This is a genomic window from Shewanella xiamenensis, assembly GCF_014647135.1.
GTDB classification, from domain to species: Bacteria; Pseudomonadota; Gammaproteobacteria; order Enterobacterales; family Shewanellaceae; genus Shewanella; species Shewanella xiamenensis.
Genome location: NZ_BMOP01000016.1, coordinates 1 through 19,329, shown reverse-complemented (window position 1 = coordinate 19,329; position 19,329 = coordinate 1). Strand labels below are relative to the sequence as shown.

The following is a 19,329-nucleotide window of genomic DNA, read 5'->3' as shown; positions in this document are numbered from 1 at the left end:
AGGGAACGAAATGACACAAGTTCAAGCAAAATACCTTAAAGACTACCAAGCTCCCCAGTTCACGATTGAATCCATCGACTTAGATGTTAATCTTAACGGTAAAAATACCGTTGTTAAGGCTATTAGCAAGGTTAAACGTAGCTCTTCCCACGCTAATCCTTTAGTGCTTGATGGTGAAGGATTAACCTTAGTCAGCGTGGCGATTGATGGTCAACAGGTAGCGTATCAAGTTGGTGAAGGGCAGTTGACAATCGAAACGACCCTAAATGAGTTTGAGCTGACCATCATCACCCAACTGGATCCTGAAGCCAACTCAAGCCTCGAAGGGCTTTATATGTCTGACGGTGCCTATTGCACCCAGTGTGAAGCTGAAGGCTTTAGACGTATCACTTACTTCCTCGACCGTCCTGACGTATTGGCTAAATATACTGTGCGTATTGAAGCCGACAAGCTGGCGTTCCCGTTCCTGCTCAGTAACGGCAATTTGATTGACAAAGGTGAGCTCGATGGCGGACGCCATTATGTACGTTGGCAGGACCCTTTCCCCAAGCCGGCCTATCTTTTTGCCCTCGTGGCAGGTGATTTTGATCTGTTACGGGATGAGTTTATTACCCGCAGTCAGCGCAAAGTGGTGCTACAGGTTTTTGTTGATAAAGGGAATTTGCATAAGGCGCACCATGCTATGGCATCCCTTAAAAAGTCTATGGCTTGGGATGAGTCCCGTTTTGACCTTGAATATGATTTAGATATCTACATGATCGTTGCTGTCGACTTTTTCAATATGGGGGCGATGGAAAATAAAGGCTTAAATATCTTTAATACCAAATATGTCCTCGCCGATACTTTGACCGCGACTGATGAGGATTACCATGGTATTGAATCCGTAGTCGGCCATGAATATTTCCATAACTGGACGGGCAACCGTGTCACTTGCCGTGATTGGTTCCAATTAAGTCTCAAAGAAGGCTTAACGGTTTTTCGCGACCAAGAGTTTAGTTCGGATTTAGGTTCGCGCGCGGTAAATCGAATTCACGCCATTAAAGTCATCAAAAACCAGCAGTTCGCTGAAGACTCAGGCCCAATGGCACATCCAATTCGTCCAGAGTCCGTGATTGAGATGAATAACTTTTATACGGTGACAGTGTATAACAAGGGCGCCGAAGTTATTCGCATGATGCACACTTTGCTTGGTGAAGCCCGTTTCCAAGCGGGGATGAAGTTATACTTTAAACGCCACGATGGCCAAGCTGTGACCTGCGATGATTTTGTTGCGGCGATGGAAGATGCCAGTGGTATCGATTTAACCCAATTCCGCCTCTGGTATAGCCAAGCAGGTACGCCGGTAGTAACCGCAAGCGACAGTTTCGATGCTGCATCAGGGCGTTATCAGTTAACACTTAAACAGACTCTTACAGGCTGCACCTCGCCGCTGCATATTCCTTTTAGTCTGGAGCTGTTGGATGATAAGGGACTATCACTGGTCAACCAAGTGCTCAGTTTTACTGAAGCCGAACAAGTATTTACTTTTGAAGGACTCCGCCATAAACCTGTGGCGTCATTGCTGCAAGATTTCTCTGCGCCAGTTAAATTGCACTATCCCTTCGAAGTTGACCAACTTGTTCATTTGATGCGTTTTGCTTCGAGTGAAGTGGCGCGTTGGGAGGCATCCGTTACTCTCGTTAGCCAAGCAATTTGGCAAAATGTTGATCATTTACAGCAACATCAGACGATGACCTTAGATGAAAGAGTGAAGGATAGTTTTAAAGGGGCTTTACTCGATGAGAAACTCGATCAGGCATTAATGGCTGAGATTTTAGCGATTCCATCGGCTTCCGCTTTGATTGAGCAAACTGATACTGTTGACCTTGATGCGTTAGCGCTCGCGCGTGAATTTGTGCTCACCGAGCTTGCTGCTTACTGCGAAGATGAATTAACGGCACTTTATCGCTCATTAGTTAATTTGGATTGCACTAAAGCCCGCGCCCTTAAAAACCAATGTCTAAATTGGCTTAGCCGAGTTAGCAATGATGCCGAAACCTTTGTGGTAGAGCAGTTTGCTAAGGCTTGTAATATGACGGATTCGCTCGGCGCATTAACGGCAGCCAATGTTGGCTCTTTAACTTGCCGTGACCAGTTAATGGCTCAGTTTGAGACGCGCTGGCGTGATACGCCGCTAGTGATGGATAAATGGTTTATGTTACAGGCGACTCATGATAGCGATGATGTGATTGATAAATTACGTCAATTACAACAACACGCGAGTTTTAGCATGAGTAATCCCAATCGGGTACGTTCGCTTATTGGTAGTTTTGCCGCTGGGAATATTTATCAATTCCACCGCGCCGATGGCAGAGGTTATGAGTTTTTAACTGAGTGCCTTATCAACTTAAATCAGCTTAACCCACAAGTTGCCGCCAGAATGGTGACACCGCTGATCCAATTCAGTAAATTCGATGAAACACGTCAGCGTAAGATTAAGGCCTGTTTAACGCGTTTATTAGACTTACCTGGACTCTCTAAGGATTTATTCGAAAAAGTGTCCAAAGCGTTAGCGAAGTCGTCATTAACCTGAGCTCGAGATAAGCAGAGCCGCTGAATAGGCTCTTTTCGAGCCTCTCTGCGTTGCTCTGTTTCACTATCGCTCGCTATGGCATACGAAGAGCGCCTTGATATGCGCACAAATCTGGCATTCAGCCAGATAATAGATTTTTCGTTTCAAAATAATCATTTATAGCATTGATTTAGTTTATTTAATTTAGGTTATTCGACACTCGTTACCCCGAGTTCAGGTTAATTAGAGGAGGAGGGCAGCATTTTGCTGCCCTTATCAATATGGAATTGTATTTTAAGTTAACCCTTAGCTATCAAGATTTTTTACCTTACTATCAAGGGCTGGCCGATAAAGTTGAAGTGCGTGAACGTGAAGGGCGGATCCTTTGGATTAGCGGGCGACATTTTAGGCGTTTTTTAACTGAAAATGGTATTCATGGGCAGTTTAAACTCGTGCTCGACGATAAAGGTCAATTTGTGTCATTGGAGCGGTTGTAGAAACAAATTGTTGATTTTATCTTAGAGTAATTACTTTAAACGGTCGACTAATTACAATTAATAAAACATGATAATTTCTTTGTGATTATGTTAATGAAATTTATGATTTTTTATCTTGTTTTGCCTCAGTATTCCAATCTTCTGCTTTACTAATTTAAATCCCATCTTTGTACTCGATGACATAAATGTGTCTACGTGCTTAATTCTTTAGAAAATTTTCTCTAACTGTGCCTTGCTCATAGGGATTAATTGCTGTAACAATGATGTTACCTGTGAGCTAACAAGATGTTGGTTGTAATTCCTAAAACAAAGAATCCAGCAGGGTACGGAGAGCTAAAATGAAAATTGTTAAAAAAAGTTTTAACAAGTCGGCGCTTGCTTTGGGGGTGGCGTCGGCATTGAGTTTGTTGATGATATCGAATGTTAATGCGGTTGCGTTCGATTGGGGGGAGGTACAAGGCACGTTTGACTCAACGTGGACTGCGGGTGCCAGTTGGCGTGTCGGTGAGCGCGATTGGGATGGACAAATTGGTAAAGTTAACCAGCCACAATTTGATTGGTCGAATTATACTGCGTTTGGCAATACTAAATACACATCTGCTGAGATTTGGGCACAGCCAGGTTCCTATTCAAGCAATAACGATTTAAGTAATTTGCTTTATTCTCAGGGTGATACTACTTCTGAGATTGTTAAAGGATTACATGAGCTGTCCCTGAAGTATGAGAACTATGGTCTGTTTGCTCGTGGCATGTATTTTTACGATCGTAAATTAAACGATGGTAACTATGACTTCAATGATCCGATAACAGGCAAAGAATTCGATCCTTGTGAGGATAATCGTGCTTCAGAAGTGCAATGTAAGGACATCCGTCTGTTAGATGCCTTTGTTTATGCGAATTTTGATTTAAATGACGGTGCCAATCCACTCTCTATCCGTTTAGGTAACCAAGTGGTTTCTTGGGGGGAAAGTACTCTTATCGCCCATGGTATTGGTGAGATTAACCCTGTTGATTTGAACATCCTTAATGCTCCCGGTGCAGAACTGAAAGAAGCCTTTAGACCTCAGGGCATGGTGTGGGCTTCTCTTGGGATCACAGAAAACTTATCGGTAGAAGCTTTCTATCAATATGATTGGGAACCTATTTGGGTGCCAACGCCCGGTTCAATTTTTGCGACTAACGATTTTGCTGGCTTTGGTGGCTACAATCAAAACGCACAGTTAGGTTTTAACGCCAACCCTGATATCAACTTAGACTTTGTGATGCAGGAATATCAACGTCTAGCAGGGATGATTGCCAGTGGTCAGACAATTCCAACGCAACAGCTCGTCGCGATGGCATTAGCTTATCCAACTAAAGTCACTTTAGTGCAAGATGAACAAGAGCCAAGTAATGATGGCCAATATGGTGTCAAATTGGGGTATTACGCGCCTGAATTGGGCGATACCGAGTTTGGTTTCTATTTTATGAACTACCATAGCCGCCGTCCGCTGATCAGCGGTACAGCCGCCGATTTTAGCACCGGTGCTCTGTTATCTGACTTAGCGGTTCTGGGGCAAAATGCGGGTGATATCAACCGCGAATTACTGCTCAGCTTAAAGAGTTTCTCTAAAGCGCAAATTGTGTACCCTGAAGACATCAAGCTTTATGGCTTCAGTTTTAACACTTCACTAGGCGATACTTCAGTCGGTGCTGAAATTGCCCACCGCCAAGATGAACCGCTGCAAATTGATGACGTAGAACTACTGTTCGCAGGTATGCCTCAGCAGTTAGCAAATGCCGGTATTCGCCCCGATTTCGACGGTATTTCACAAATTGATGGAGTAAAGCCTGGTGATACCGTTGACGGCTTTATCCGCTTAGATACGACTCAGGCGCAAGTCACTTTCACTCACCTATTTGGTCCTACATTGGGCCTAGATAACCTGACGATGTTAGCTGAAGTTGGCGGGGTGTGGATCCATGATATGCCTGGGTTTGATGAATTGCGCTTAAATGGTCCTGGAACGGCGCGTTCTGGAGGTAATCCTGATATGCCAGGCATTATTCAAGCGTTGCATAACGGCCCTGAAACTAACCCATTCCCAACCGATTTCGCATGGGGATATCGCCTTGTAGCTAAAGCTGAGTTCAACAACTTGTTTGCGGGTGTGAACATGTCTCCACGGATGATTTTCTCGCACGATGTTGATGGTATTACACCAGATCCTATGTTCCTCTTCACAGAGGGACGCAAGTCAGTCGCTTTGGGTCTGAACTTTGAATACCAAAACCGTTGGGGGGCCGATCTGTCCTACAACAACTTCTTTGGTGGTGTAGGTACAACCAACGCGATGGCAGATCGTGATTATATTTCATTCAATATCAAGTATTCGATCTAAAGGACTATAACAATGAAGAAACTGTCGATATTGGCAAGTGCGGTCATTATGGCACTTGTAGCACCAGCAGCGATGGCTAAAGTATCCGAAGTCGAGGCCGCAAAACTGGGTAACGAATTAACCCCATTAGGTGCTGAAAAGGCTGGAAATGCTGATGGTTCTATCCCCGCATGGGATGGTGGTATTACTAAGCCAGTAGCGGGTTACACTAAGGGGATGCATCATCCTGATCCTTTCCCTGAAGATAAGATTGAATTTACCATTACCAATGCAAACAAAGCGCAATATAAAGATTTTTTGACCCCAGGTCAGATGAAATTATTTGAGCTTTATCCTGATACTTACAAGATGAATGTGTACAAGACTCGTCGTAGTGCTTCCGTACCGCAATTTGTCTACGATGCGACCAAAGCCAATGCGACCCGTGCCGAATTGGTGGCGCAAGGTAATGGTATTTCGGGTGCATCGATAGGTATTCCATTCCCTATTCCGGCTAACGGTTTAGAAGCCATTTGGAACCATATTCTACGCTTCCGTGGTGTGGATGTTGAAACCTCACGTAGCCAAGCGGCACCGACAGCTGATGGTAGTTTCACCTTAGTGGAAACTGCCGAGGAAATCCGTTTCGAGTATTCTCGTCCTGAGATTACTTTAGATCAGTTAAAAGCGAGCAACACCTTGTTTTATTTTAAACAAGTAGTGACTCAACCTGCACGTTTAGCGGGTACTGCGCTGCTAGTTAAAGAAACCATGGATCAAGAAGCATTACCACGTCAAGCATGGACCTATAACACTGGTCAGCGCCGCGTGCGTAAGGCTCCCAACGTTGCGTTTGATACACCGGGTACCGTATCCGATGGTCTGCGCACCACTGACGATTTCGACATGTTTAACGGCTCACCCGTGCGCTACAACTGGGAGCTTGTGGGCAAGAAAGAAATCTATATTCCTTACAATGACTACAAATTGCATTCAGATAAGTTGAAATATGACCAAATTTTAAAACCCGGTCATATCAATCCTGAGTTCGTCCGTTGGGAAAAACACCGCGTGTGGGAAGTTAAGGCGACACTGAAAGACGGTATGCGCCATATCTATAAAACCCGCGTGATGTATCTTGATGAAGACTCTTGGCAGGTATCGATTGCCGATCTGTATGACAACCGTAATGAACTTTATCGTGTGGCGGTTGCTCATGGTTTGAACTATTACGAAGTACCTACCCAGTGGGATACCTTAGAAGTGTTCCATGATTTGCAGTCCCGTCGTTACTTAGCTATGGGCTTAGACAACCAGAGCGGTATGTATAATTTCGATGCCAAACTGAGTGAAGCGAACTTCACCCCAGATGCGCTGCGTCGCGAAGGTATTCGTTAATCAGCCACGGTAAAAGGGGCGCTAAGCGCCCCTCATTAGTTTAAGGAAGTTTGTATGTCGTTTCGCATCCTTCAATGTGTCGCTGCGATAAGTGTTGGTTGTTTATTTTCTTCCCCGTTGTTTTCTGCTGTGCCAGAGCGTTTTCCACAAATCCAGCCGTTGGCCGCATCTTCTTTAGTGCTCGATATTGCACACGCTGGGCAGCATTTGGTTGCCGTGGGTGAGCGTGGTCATGTGTTAGTGTTAAATGACAAATGGCAACAAGTTCCGACGCCAACTTCGGTTCAGTTAACAAAGGTTTTCTTTTTAACTGAAAAACTCGGTTGGGCTGTTGGTCACGATGCCACCATTTTGCACACTCAAGATGGCGGCCAAACTTGGTCGTTACAAATGCAGTCGACTGAAATTGAAAAGCCTTTCCTTGATGTGTTGTTTTTAAATGAACAAGAGGGCATAGCGATTGGTGCTTACGGGCTTTTCTATCGCACCCGTGATGGTGGCGCAAATTGGGCTGAGGAATTCCATGAAGAGTTACTGGCCGAAGAAGATGTGTCCTATTTAGCTGAGTTAAAAAATAGCGACCAAGACGCTTATCTGACCGAGCGCGCCTCATTATTGCCACATTTTAATCGGATGATTGAGCTTAATGATGGCCGCTTATTATTAGTCGGAGAGCTTGGTTTAGTGGCGGTGTCGGCTGATAAAGGCCAAACCTTTACCCGCACAGGGTTTGATTACGATGGCTCTATGTTCAATGCTATCCAATTGCAGGATTCAGTCTACGTAATGGGGCTTAGGGGGCATGTTTTTAAGGCGGATTTGAGTCTTGGCCAATGGGATGAGATTGAGATGCCAGTTAAATCATCCATCAACGGCGCCATGGTTAGCTCGGACACTAGCCTTTATCTAGTGGGAAATGCTGGCGTGGTTATCCAGTTAAATAAGGATGATAGTTCGAGTATTGTCACTCGTCGCCAAGGGGAAAACTTAGTTTCAATTGCCAAAGATAACCAAGGGAATGTGTGGTTATCGGGTAGCCAAGGGCTACTCACTCTGAAGCCATAAATGATAAAACAACAATAACAGGGCCGATAAGATGTTAGAAAAACTGGTCAACGGATTTGAGTCATTTTTATTCCGCAACCGTGCTTGGGTGGTGAGCATTTTTATTTTGCTGACGTTTTTTTTGGGCTACCAGGCAAGCCAATTAAAAATGGATGCGGCATTCATTAAAAATATTCCGCTCAATCATAGCTATATGCAAACCTACCTCAAACACCAAAAAGATTTTGGTGGCGCCAATAGCATTATGGTGGCGGTGGAAGACACCAGCGGCAATATTTTTAACCCTAACTTTTTTGATACCCTTAAAAATGTCCATGATCAGCTATTTTTTATTCCAGGTGTTGACCGCTCGCAGGTGAAATCCTTGTTTTCACCTTCGACTCGTTTTACTGAGGTTGTCGAAGATGGTTTTGCTGGCGGCCCTGTGATCCCCGCCGATTTTACGACCACTGAAGCGGGTTTAAATACGGTGCGCGATAACATCGAAAAAGCAGGCATTGTGGGACGTTTGATTGCCAATGATTACAGTGCTGCTATGGTGTCGGCCCAGTTGATGGACTTTGATCCACAAACGGGTAAACCCTTAGATACCATTGCCTTTGCCGCTCAGTTGGAGAAGGAGCTTCGCGGTAAGTATGAAACCGACAAGGTGAAAATCCATATCATTGGTTTTGCCAAGATGGCGGGTGACGTGGCCGATGGTGCCAAAGGCGTATTGCTGTTCTTCGTGATTGCCATTTTTATCACCGCTGTAATGGTCTATCTGTTTTCTAAATCGATTATTCTGACAATATTCCCTCTCGTCTGTAGCTTAACTGCGGTGATCTGGCAGCTTGGTTTATTAACGGTAATTGGTTTCGGTCTCGATCCGATGTCGATTCTGGTGCCATTTCTGGTGTTTGCGATTGGTGTTAGTCACGGTGTACAGATTATTAACGCGGTAAGACGTCGGGTGATGGATGGACAAACGACCAAGGCGGCCTCGGCTTCGGCGTTTCGTAGCTTACTCGTCCCCGGTGGCGTAGCATTACTGTCTGATACAGTGGGTTTTATTACGTTACTCTCTATTGATATTGGTATTATTAGAGAGCTAGCGATTTCGGCATCCTTAGGTGTCGGTGTGATTATTTTCACTAACCTTATCCTGTTACCGCTGGTGATTTCCTTTACTGAGCTCAAAGTTGCGCCACAAGGTGCTGCGCCATCATCGGATGAAGTGCGTGCCGAGGCGATTTGGCGCTACCTAGCAAAATTTGCTACGCCTAAATATGCGATGGTAGTGATAGTGGCAACGATAGCCTTGTATTTTTTGGGGCTGCAACAGGCAAACCAGATGAAAATTGGTGATCTACAAGGCGGCGCGCCTGCTCTGCACCAAGATTCACGTTATAACCTAGATACTTTCTTTATTACCGACCACTTCTCTATCACCACGGATGTAATGACTGTGATAGTTGAAGCTACTCCAGAAGCTTGTACCTATCACGATGTATTGACCCAGATTGATGAGTTTGAGTGGTTGGTACGTAATACTCCTGGCGTTGAGTCAACCGTTAGCTTGGCATCCGTGGCGAAAAAGGTAAACGCAGGTTTTAACGAAGGCAATCCAAGATGGGAAGTGTTGCCGCGTACAACGGCGAGTTTAGTGCAGGCGATTGGTCAAATTCCTACGACGTCAGGGTTGTTAAATGGTGATTGCTCGGTGATGCCAGTGTATTTATTTATGCAGGATCATAAAGCAGAAACCATTGAGACTGTGGTTGCCAAGGTGAAAGCGGTCGCGGCCAAAATGAATAATGATAAGCTGCAATTTAAGCTAGCCTCTGGCCCAGTGGGAGTGATGGCCGCAACCAATGAAGCCGTTGCTGAAGCCCAATTACCTATGATGATCTATGTGTATGGCGCAGTATTTGTACTTTGCCTTATCAGCTTTAAGTCATTTAAGGCAACGGTAGCGGTGATTATTCCACTTTATGTAGTCTCAACACTGGCGCAAGCGTTGATGACTCAGCTCAATATTGGCTTAGCTGTTAGTACCTTACCCGTTATCGCCCTTGGTGTAGGCATCGGGGTCGACTATGGTATCTATATCCTGTCGACCATGTCGTCCAAGTTGTCGAATGGGATGCCAGTTCAACAAGCCTACTATGAAGCCTTAGTCGAGCGGGGCAGTGCAGTGATATTCACCGGCTTAACCTTGGCGATTGGGGTAAGCACTTGGTTTTTCTCGGCGCTAAAGTTCCAAATGGATATGGGGATCCTGCTTACTTTCATGTTTGTGGTAAATATGTTGGGGGCAATAATTATCTTGCCAGCGTTGTCGGCAGTGTTTTGGCGACAAGCTAAGTAGTATCAATGAATGGGGAGTTTAACTCCCCATTTTCTTTTGCATAGATAGTCTGTTTTTACGATTGTTTGGTCATTTTGTGTGCTTTAATCGCGTGGCGACTGGATTTCAAGAGGATGTACCACTAAAATTTTCCTCGAAATACAGAGGATTTAGTAATAAACTTCGCGCGACGATCTAGATCACACTCGCTTTTCTCAGATTGTTAAGCCGAAGCATCCAAATAATGAAAAAAAGCGCTGCCATAGACGCTTAAGGAAACAGCAACATGGCCTTGAAAGATGCAATGCCTTCAGTACTACTTGAAAATGTAGTCAGTTTAATTCACGCTAAAGTCCCTAATTCACAAGCCAAGCAAGTTGAACAGTTCGCGACCTGCCTTTATGCCCACATGTCGAAAGACGACCTCAATGCGCGTAATGACAGCGATCTGTACGGTGCCGTTCTCAGTTTATGGAATGCACTGAATAAAACCCCGAAAGGGGAAACTCACCTCAGAGTATTCAACCCAAGTCAGTCTAAACACGGCTGGCAATCGACCCATTCGATCATTGAAGTCATCCAACCTGATATGCCATTCTTGGTTGATTCTGTTGGTATGGCATTGAATCGCATGGGTATTACGGCCCATATGATGTTACACACTCCGCTGGCGATTGAGCGTTCAGCGCAAGAAGTCACTAAAGTAACTTACTTGAAGCAAAGCCCTGACAGCACTGAGCAGGTCGCGGTTTTCCTGATTGAAATCGATCGTCAAAACAGTAGCGCGGATATCAAAGCCCTTGAGCGTGAAATCCAATCAGTGCTTGGCGATGTCGCCGCATCAGTTAATGACTGGGAAGCCATGTCAGCCAAGCTGAGTGAGACTATTAAAGACCTGCCTAAGCGTCCATTCCCCGGTGAGAAGCAAGAGTTAGAAGAAGCGATTAACTTCCTAACTTATCTTAATAATCATCATTTTACCTTACTGGGCTACCGTCAATACGATTTAAAACGTGTTGAAGGGGATGTTGAGTTGGTGCCGAATATGGCCTCGAGTTTAGGCTTAATGAACAAGCACCATAAGGCTCAACCAGAGCAAGGTTTGTTGCTATCAAGCTTCTCTGATAGTGCGCGTAAAGAAGCCTTAGATCACAGTTTGTTGATCCTGACTAAGAGCAGCGCCAAGAGCCGTGTGCACCGTCCAGCCTATGTTGACTATATCGGTATCAAACGCTTCGACAAAAAAGGCAATGTGGTTGGTGAAGACAGATTCATCGGTTTATACGCTTCAAACGTGTATAACCGCAGCCCACGTGAGATCCCGCTGCTGAACGAAAAAGTTCAACGTGTATTAGATCGCTCAGGTTTAACGCCACGTTCTCACGATTACAAAGCCCTACTGAACATTCTCGAAAACTTACCGCGCGATGAGCTAATTCAAGCCAATGTGGAAGATTTAGCACACACAGCGCACGGTGTGCTCGAGATGCAAGACAGGGATAAACTGAAACTCTTTGTTCGTAAAGATGGTTTCGGGCGTTTCTTATCCTGTTTAGTGTATGTTTCTAAAGATCGTTACAACACTAAACTTCGCCAAGATACCCAGCGTATTCTGGCCCAGCATTTCAACAGCAAAGAAGATGTAGAGTTTACGACATATTTCTCCGAGTCAACCCTGGCCCGTACTCACTACATTGTCAAAGTTGATAACAATAATATGGATGTAGATGTGGCTGCCATAGAGAACAATTTAATTGAAGCGGCACGTTCTTGGGAAGATAAGTTAAATACTGCGCTAAATAACGCCTTAGGTGAAGAAGCCGGTACTCATCTGATGAAGCGTTACGCTAACGCCTTCGAACAAAGCTATAAAGAAGATGTATTGCCAAGCTCGGCCGTTGTGGATATGCAACAGCTTGAAGCGCTAGATGACGAACACAAATTAGGCATGTTGTTCTATCAACCGCAGGAAGCTGCGCTGAACGACAACAAAGTGCGTTTAAAACTGTTCCATAAAGATGAACCAATCCATCTTTCTGACGTACTGCCAATGCTGGAAAACTTTGGTCTGCGCGTGATCAACGAGCGCCCTTATGAAGTGACGACCTCAGACGGTTCAACCTTCTGGATCTTAGACTTCTTAATGACGGTCAAAGTCGCCAATACTGACAATATCGCCGATAGCCAAGACAGATTCCAAACGGCACTGTCTCAAGTGTGGCAAAAGAAATTAGAAGATGACGGTTTTAACCGTATCATTCTGGCGTCAGGTTTAACGGGCCGTGAAGTATCCGTACTGCGTGCTTACGCTAAATACATGCGTCAAATCGATGCGACATTCAGCCAAGCCTATATTGAAGAAACCTTCGGTCGTTATCCACAAATCGCTGATTTGTTGGTAAAAATGTTTATCCGTAAGTTCAATCCAAAACTGAAAACCCGCACATTGGGCAAGTTTATGGAGCAGATCAACCTACGTTTAGACGAAGTATCAAGCTTAGATGATGACCGTATTATCCGTCGTTACCTCGATCTGATTAACGCTACGCTGCGGACAAACTTCTATCAATTAGATGCTAAGGGTGAACCGAAGAGCTATATCTCCTTCAAGTTTATGCCTTCGATGATCCCTGAAATGCCACGCCCACTACCGAAATTCGAAATTTTCGTTTATTCGCCACGGGTTGAAGGTGTGCATTTACGTGGTGGTAAAGTGGCTCGTGGTGGTTTGCGTTGGTCTGACCGTCGTGAAGACTTCCGTACCGAAGTGCTTGGCTTAGTGAAAGCACAGCAAGTGAAAAACACCGTTATTGTCCCTGTAGGGGCAAAAGGTGGTTTCGTTTGTAAGCAGCTGCCAACTGAAGGGGGCCGTGAGGCGTTCTTCACTGAAGGCCAAGAGTGCTACCGCATCTTTATTCGTGCACTGCTCGATATTACTGACAACATCGTTAACGGTGAAATCGTACATCCAGTAGATGTGGTGCGTCATGATGAGGATGATCCATACCTCGTTGTGGCTGCGGATAAAGGCACTGCGACCTTCTCAGATATCGCTAACGCCATTTCCCAAGAATACAATTTCTGGTTAGGTGATGCGTTCGCATCGGGTGGTAGTAACGGTTACGACCATAAGAAAATGGGTATCACGGCTAAAGGTGGCTGGGAATCTGTTAAGCGCCATTTCCGCGAAGTGGGTATCGATTGCCAAACTACCGACTTTACCTGTTTAGGTATCGGCGATATGGCGGGTGACGTATTTGGTAACGGTATGTTGTTGTCTAAGCACACAAAACTTGTGGCCGCATTCAACCATATGCATATCTTTATCGATCCAAATCCGGATGCTGCTGCCAGTTATGAAGAGCGTGCCCGTTTGTTCGCACTGCCACGTTCAAGTTGGGAAGACTACAACAGCAAACTGATCTCTAAAGGCGGCGGCATCTTCCTGCGTTCATCTAAGTCGATTCCATTATCTGCTGAAATGAAACAAATGCTGGAAACTGAAAAGGCGTCGATGACACCAACCGAGTTGATGAAAGAGCTGCTGAAAATGCCAGTCGATCTGATTTGGAACGGTGGCATCGGTACTTACGTTAAGTCTTCCCGCGAAACCAATGCTGAAGTCGGCGACCGCGCTAACGATGCACTGCGCGTCAATGGTCGTGAACTGCGCGCCAAGATCGTGGGCGAGGGTGGTAACTTAGGTTGTACCCAATTAGGTCGTATTGAGTACGCGGCCAACGGTGGTCGTATCAACACTGACTTCGTGGATAACGTAGGTGGTGTAGATTGTTCTGACAACGAAGTAAACATCAAGATTCTGTTAAACGCGTTAGTGGCTGAGGGTGAATTGACACTCAAGCAACGTAACCGTTTACTGGAAGAGATGACCGAAGAAGTGGGTCAAATTGTTCTACAAGACTGTAAAGACCAAACTCGCACGATTTCGGTGACTCAAGTCCGTGGTGCAGAACAACTAAAAGAGCAAATTCGCTTTATCCAGTATCTGGAGAAAGAAGGCAAGTTAGACCGTGCGTTAGAATTCTTACCTTCGGAAGAAGAACTCGCAGAACGTCTAGCTAATGGCCGTGCATTAACGCGTCCAGAGCTATCAGTGCTGGTGGCTTACGCTAAGATGGTGCTGAAAGAGCAGTTACTCACCCCTGAAATCACTGAAGATACATTGTTGAGCCAATTGTTGATTGCATACTTCCCGAAAAAACTTCAGGAACTGTACAGTCATAAAATGGTTACGCACCCATTGCGCGGTGAAATCATTGCTACATCGCTGGCCAACGAGTTGGTCAACGACATGGGGCTTAACTTTGTTCAACGTATGCAAGATGAGACAGGTGCCTCAGTTGCCGATGCGGCGATTTGTTACACTATGGCTCGCGAAGTCTTTGGTTTAGCTGAACTAACTAAATCAATCACTGACTTAAACGGTATTGTACCTGCTGTGGTTCAAGGTGAAATGTTGCACCAGTTACGTCGTAATATGCGTCGTGCATGCCGCTGGTTCCTGCGTCACCGTAACCGTAGTTGGAGCATTGAGCAAACTGTTGCTTTCTTCAAACCTGTATTTGAACAACTCAAAGCGAATGTTCATTCATACTTAGTCGAAGAAGAAGCGGCAGGTATCCAAGCTGAGATCAATGCTCTGATTAAAGAGAATGTGCCTCAGGATGTTGCCTCTACCGTTGCTAATATGAGCACACTGTTCTCTACACTTGATATTGCGCAAATTGCGCAGACAGAAGAGAAGACAGTTGCGCTTGTTGCCGAGACTTATTTCAAACTCGGTGCCCGTGTTGAGCTGCACTGGTTCCTAGAACAGATCAGTGCGCAACCAGTTACTAACCATTGGCAAGCACTGGCCCGTGCAGCCTTTAGGGAAGAGCTGGATTGGCAGCAACGTGCGTTGACGTCAGTGGTTTTAAGAACGTGCAGTGCAACCTGTAACGCACAGAGCGTGATTTCCCAGTGGATTGATACTAATCAAGCCTTACTGGAAAGATGGTTCCATATGCTAGCTGACTTTAAAACGTCGCAAAGCCATGAGTTTGCTAAGTTCTCTGTCGCCCTACGTGAACTTAACCTTCTGATCCTTCACTGCGAAGGGCAAAAGTAAACTTTTATAACAATCAGAAGCCCTGGCGATCGCCGGGGCTTTTTTTAGGTCGAGGAAAGTACATGTTTTATAAAATCGCACAGAAAGTCATGTTTCAGATGGATCCTGAGCGAGCGCATAATTTAGCCATTGGTAGCCTGAGACTGACAGGTAATAGCCCTCTGAATGCTTTTTATGCTCAGCATATTGCTCCTGCGCCAGTGAGTTTTATGGGGCTGACGTTTCCAAATCCTGTGGGTTTAGCCGCAGGTATGGATAAAGATGGTGAGTCGATCGATGCTTTTCATGCGATGGGATTTGGTCATGTGGAAGTGGGAACTGTTACTCCAAGACCACAACCCGGTAATGATTTACCCCGTTTATTTAGATTAAAACCCGCCAAGGCGATTATCAATCGCATGGGCTTTAATAACAAAGGTGTCGATAATCTGGTCAAAAATTTGATCGCAAAGAAAACCGATATCATGGTTGGGGTCAATATAGGTAAAAATAAAGACACGCCAGTAGAGCAGGGGAAAGACGATTATTTGATCTGCATGGATAAAGTTTATCCTTATGCCGCCTATATTGCGGTGAATATTTCATCACCCAATACGCCGGGATTACGATCGTTGCAATATGGCGATCTATTAGATGAATTATTAAGCGCATTAAAAACCAAGCAACTTGAGCTAGCTGAGAAACATAAAAAATATGTACCAATAGCCCTTAAAATTGCTCCCGATTTAACCACAGAAGAAATTGAAAATATTGCTCAAGCATTAATTAAAAATCAGTTTGATGGTGCAATTGCGACCAATACAACCTTAACTCGTGACGGTGTTAGCGGGCTTACCAATGCTAATGAAAGCGGTGGTTTAAGCGGTAAACCTTTAACAGAACTGTCAACAAAAGTGATTAAACAATTGGCGACTTCTTTACAGGGAAAACTCCCAATTATTGGTGTGGGCGGGATTAATAGTGCTGAAGATGCCTTAGCAAAATTTGATGCCGGTGCGACAATGGTTCAGATTTACTCTGGTTTTATTTATCAAGGTCCAAAATTAATTAAAGAGATAGTTGAAGCTTATCGCTTAAAATAATGATCTTTAAATCTCACTAAGGATCTAAAACAAGATCTTTTATCATAACCGCGATCTAAAACGATCATCAGATCGCGGTTATGATCTCTAAATAGATCTTCTAAGTAATTGTTAATTAATTTGTATTTTATTATTTTTATTTTGATATTGCATAAAATATCTACTATGATGTGGCAGTGTTCAAATAGTAGGTAAACGTTATGTTATTATTGCCACAAAAGGATTGGCACTGGAAATATAACGATTCGTATGGTGTATTAGGCGTTTCGTTAGGTTCCGAGATAGAATTTCTGACGGCTTATAAAGCGAAATCATTAATTCCTGATGCCTTATCAAGCATGGAATTTAATATCGCGCACGCCAAATTCTATATGAGCTTACTCGACAAGTTGCCAAAAAACTTATCTCTAACCGATGCCGCAATAGTGCAAATTGCCCTTAATGCGACAGCGGCCCATTTTATGCTGACTCCCCAAATGCCTAAATCTTGGTTTTTTGATACCAGTGATGTATGCGTTTACAGTGATGTAGGTAAAGTCTTTGAGCTTAAATGCCAAAAACAACGTGCATTAGTGTTAGTCGTCGAAAACACCTTACAATCGGCGTTAGTGATGTTGCTATCACCTGAATGTGTGTTATCCGGTGCTAAAACTATGGTGCAGTTTGAAACTATTAAAGTAATGCATAATCGTTTACACCCACTTCGCGCACAGCGGCATGTGGTTGCAGCATAATCATTATGATTAGTTTGTGATGTTATTTATGTCGTTATCAAAGCCAAAGCCGCATTTCGATGCGGCTTTGTTGTTTTTAAGCCTCTAAAAAGCCAAACAAAAGCGCGATATGTGAAGTTAACGGCTTGTTTTTACAGCAGTGACTCGCTAAGGTAGCGGCAATATGTACGGGTTGCGTGGCCTGTGCGCAGTAAGGATACGGTAGGGAAACAGATGAAGACAAAATTCATAGCGCTTGTGGGTGCGCTGGCATCGATTAGCATCATGCTTGGTGGTTGCAGTGCTTTTTTTAACGGTAACACCACCGAAAAAAACGTCGTTTCCAGCAGTCTGGTTGAATATCTCTATCCCGACGATAAGCAGCGTGAGGCGCAGCAGCCTAGTATCCCAGTGCTGCGTCTTCCCATCACGGTTGGTATCGCCTTTTTACCTTCCACCCATTGGCAATACGAAGCCCTCGATAGCAGCTCGCAAATCGCCTTGCTGGATAAAGTGAAACAGTCATTTGTTAAATATGACTTTATTGATCGAATCGAATTAATCCCCAGCACTTATCTTAAAAATGGCAAAGGTTTTAGCACCTTACAGCAGGTCGCCCGCTTACATGATGTCGATGTAATGGCACTGGTGTCTTACGATCAACTGTTACAAAGCAGCGAGAATAAGGCTTCACTGCTGTATTGGACCATAGTCGGCATGTATATGGTGCCCGGCAATGAAAACGCGATCCAAACCTTTGTCGATACCGCCGTATTTGATATGCGCAGCCAAAAAATGCTGTTTAGGGCGCCCGGCATCAACCAACTTACCGACACTTCAACCGCGGTGAACGTCACCAATGTGTTACGTGAAAAATCCGCCGAAGGCTTTGAGCTAGCGGTAAACGATATGATCACTAATTTAGACGCCGAATTAGCTCGCTTTAAAACCCGCGTGAAAGAAGAACATATTGCGACCATAGAACATAAACAAGGTTATAGCGGCGGTGGCAGTTTATCCCTATTAATTCTTTCGCTACTGGGCATATTTGCGCTTCGCCGTTTAACTATCTGCCGAGAATAGTTGAGTTGGGGTTATTTAGTGAGATAGGGAAGGTGAGTTAGGAAGATATGCATCCCTTTAAAAGCTTTTGCCTCAAAGCGAGAAAAGTTTGTCGTCAGGTGTGTAGGATTAATTGCCATTGCTTCCCCAGTGACACGCCGTGAATATATCCCTATAGGCTCGACGGCGACATCCATGTCGCCAACGGTCACTGTTGCAACAATGGCAATTTTAATGACCATTGAACTGTTCATCTGGCTAAAAGCTTTTTACCCCTTTTCGTGTTTCAGCTCGTTATCTCAATCGAAAATATCTACTCTTGTTGCCATACAAATTTTCATCTAGTTACCCATGTTTGGCCCTACCGCTAAACGGCTAATAATGTATGGCTATACAGTCATATTTAAATTTAGGTGTTTTGGTATGATTTTTAGACAAAATCAGTGCGCACTAATTCCATCCGCAATAAATAAAACTCTATAAAATCAGGTGAATATAGTAACTGAATTTTAGTTAATAGGTTTGGAAAACGCGCATGCGCGTTTTTCCTGATGGTGTATTTGGCAGAAAGCTGATAAGTTCTTTGCATACAGATAGTTAACTGTGCGCGTTTTCACTGGTACAACGAGGTAAACGCGCATGCACACGAATAAAATGTTATAGCCAATGAGAGTTATGGATTACTTATCACTATTCAGAATGCCAACCCCAATGAAAATCACGGGGCGGTCGTCGAGCATCACGAACTCATTTATTAATTCAATTATCCCAATAATTGTTCCAACAAGTGAGCAAGTGAAAGAGGCATTGGAAATTCTTGGCATGGATCACGATAGCTTTCAATGCGCCTATTGTGGTGCCATTGCTTCGGAGTGGGATCACTTGCGCCCTTTGGTTCTTAACAAAAAGCCAACGGGCTATATTTCAGAAATCCATAATTTGGTTCCGGCTTGTGGAAAATGCAACCAATCAAAGGGTAATAAGCCTTGGAATATCTGGATTACTAGCTCAGCAAGGCTTTGTTTCCTAAATCGATTCAGCGAACAAAGCCCCTCATAATCGTCTAAATATCAAACTACACGGTAAGTTACAGGCATGCCTAGCCCAGTAAGTTTGTTCAAAGCCCTAATCATCGCGTAAG

12 protein-coding genes are annotated in these 19,329 nt (G+C 44.4%); 11 read left to right on the top strand and 1 reads right to left on the bottom strand.

All coding sequences use genetic code 11. From position 1 onward, the window contains the following. Positions 1-10: 10 nt before the first annotated feature. From pepN to rhlP, 10 genes are all read left to right on the top strand, one after another. Positions 11-2,572, top strand: a complete 2,562-nt coding sequence (pepN, locus tag IEY09_RS13910; RefSeq protein WP_188871513.1) for an aminopeptidase N — start codon at positions 11-13, stop codon at positions 2,570-2,572. Between the two features lie 260 nt (positions 2,573-2,832). After that, the gene (locus tag IEY09_RS13905) at positions 2,833-3,048 is read left to right on the top strand and encodes a DUF2835 domain-containing protein (protein ID WP_188871511.1); all 216 of its coding nucleotides are present in this window, start codon (positions 2,833-2,835) and stop codon (positions 3,046-3,048) included. A gap of 338 nt (positions 3,049-3,386) precedes the next feature. Further along, entirely contained in the window at positions 3,387-5,429 is a 2,043-nt protein-coding gene (locus IEY09_RS13900; RefSeq protein WP_037426466.1) for a DUF1302 domain-containing protein, read from the top strand. Between the two features lie 12 nt (positions 5,430-5,441). Continuing rightward, complete coding sequence (locus tag IEY09_RS13895; RefSeq protein WP_037419306.1) at positions 5,442-6,806, top strand: DUF1329 domain-containing protein; 1,365 nt, start codon at positions 5,442-5,444, stop codon at positions 6,804-6,806. Between the two features lie 54 nt (positions 6,807-6,860). Next, on the top strand, positions 6,861-7,871 hold the full coding sequence (locus IEY09_RS13890; protein ID WP_069455110.1) for a WD40/YVTN/BNR-like repeat-containing protein: 1,011 nt from the start codon (positions 6,861-6,863) through the stop codon (positions 7,869-7,871). 31 nt (positions 7,872-7,902) lie between these two features. After that, on the top strand, positions 7,903-10,221 hold the full coding sequence (locus IEY09_RS13885) for an efflux RND transporter permease subunit (RefSeq protein ID WP_055648420.1): 2,319 nt from the start codon (positions 7,903-7,905) through the stop codon (positions 10,219-10,221). Between the two features lie 265 nt (positions 10,222-10,486). Continuing rightward, on the top strand, positions 10,487-15,331 hold the full coding sequence (locus tag IEY09_RS13880; protein WP_037419313.1) for an NAD-glutamate dehydrogenase: 4,845 nt from the start codon (positions 10,487-10,489) through the stop codon (positions 15,329-15,331). Positions 15,332-15,393: 62 nt separating this feature from the next. After that, positions 15,394-16,413: a quinone-dependent dihydroorotate dehydrogenase gene (gene pyrD, locus IEY09_RS13875; RefSeq protein WP_037419316.1), complete on the top strand. Its 1,020-nt coding sequence runs from the start codon at positions 15,394-15,396 to the stop codon at positions 16,411-16,413. A gap of 200 nt (positions 16,414-16,613) precedes the next feature. Then, complete coding sequence (locus IEY09_RS13870) at positions 16,614-17,147, top strand: cell division protein ZapC (RefSeq protein ID WP_037419319.1); 534 nt, start codon at positions 16,614-16,616, stop codon at positions 17,145-17,147. A gap of 213 nt (positions 17,148-17,360) precedes the next feature. Further along, complete coding sequence (rhlP, locus tag IEY09_RS13865; RefSeq protein WP_188871509.1) at positions 17,361-18,209, top strand: rhombotarget lipoprotein; 849 nt, start codon at positions 17,361-17,363, stop codon at positions 18,207-18,209. Positions 18,210-18,220: 11 nt separating this feature from the next. Here the strand turns inward: rhlP and IEY09_RS13860 are convergent, their stop codons facing one another. Next, positions 18,221-18,430 carry a hypothetical protein gene (locus IEY09_RS13860; RefSeq protein WP_139122667.1) on the bottom strand — a complete coding sequence of 70 codons (210 nt, stop codon included), beginning with the start codon at positions 18,428-18,430 and terminating at the stop codon, positions 18,221-18,223. Between the two features lie 433 nt (positions 18,431-18,863). Here IEY09_RS13860 and IEY09_RS13855 point away from each other — a divergent pair, with 433 nt between their 5' ends. After that, a complete protein-coding gene (locus IEY09_RS13855) occupies positions 18,864-19,247 on the top strand; it encodes an HNH endonuclease (protein ID WP_229777941.1) in 384 nt (127 codons plus the stop codon). Positions 19,248-19,329 lie beyond the last annotated feature (82 nt).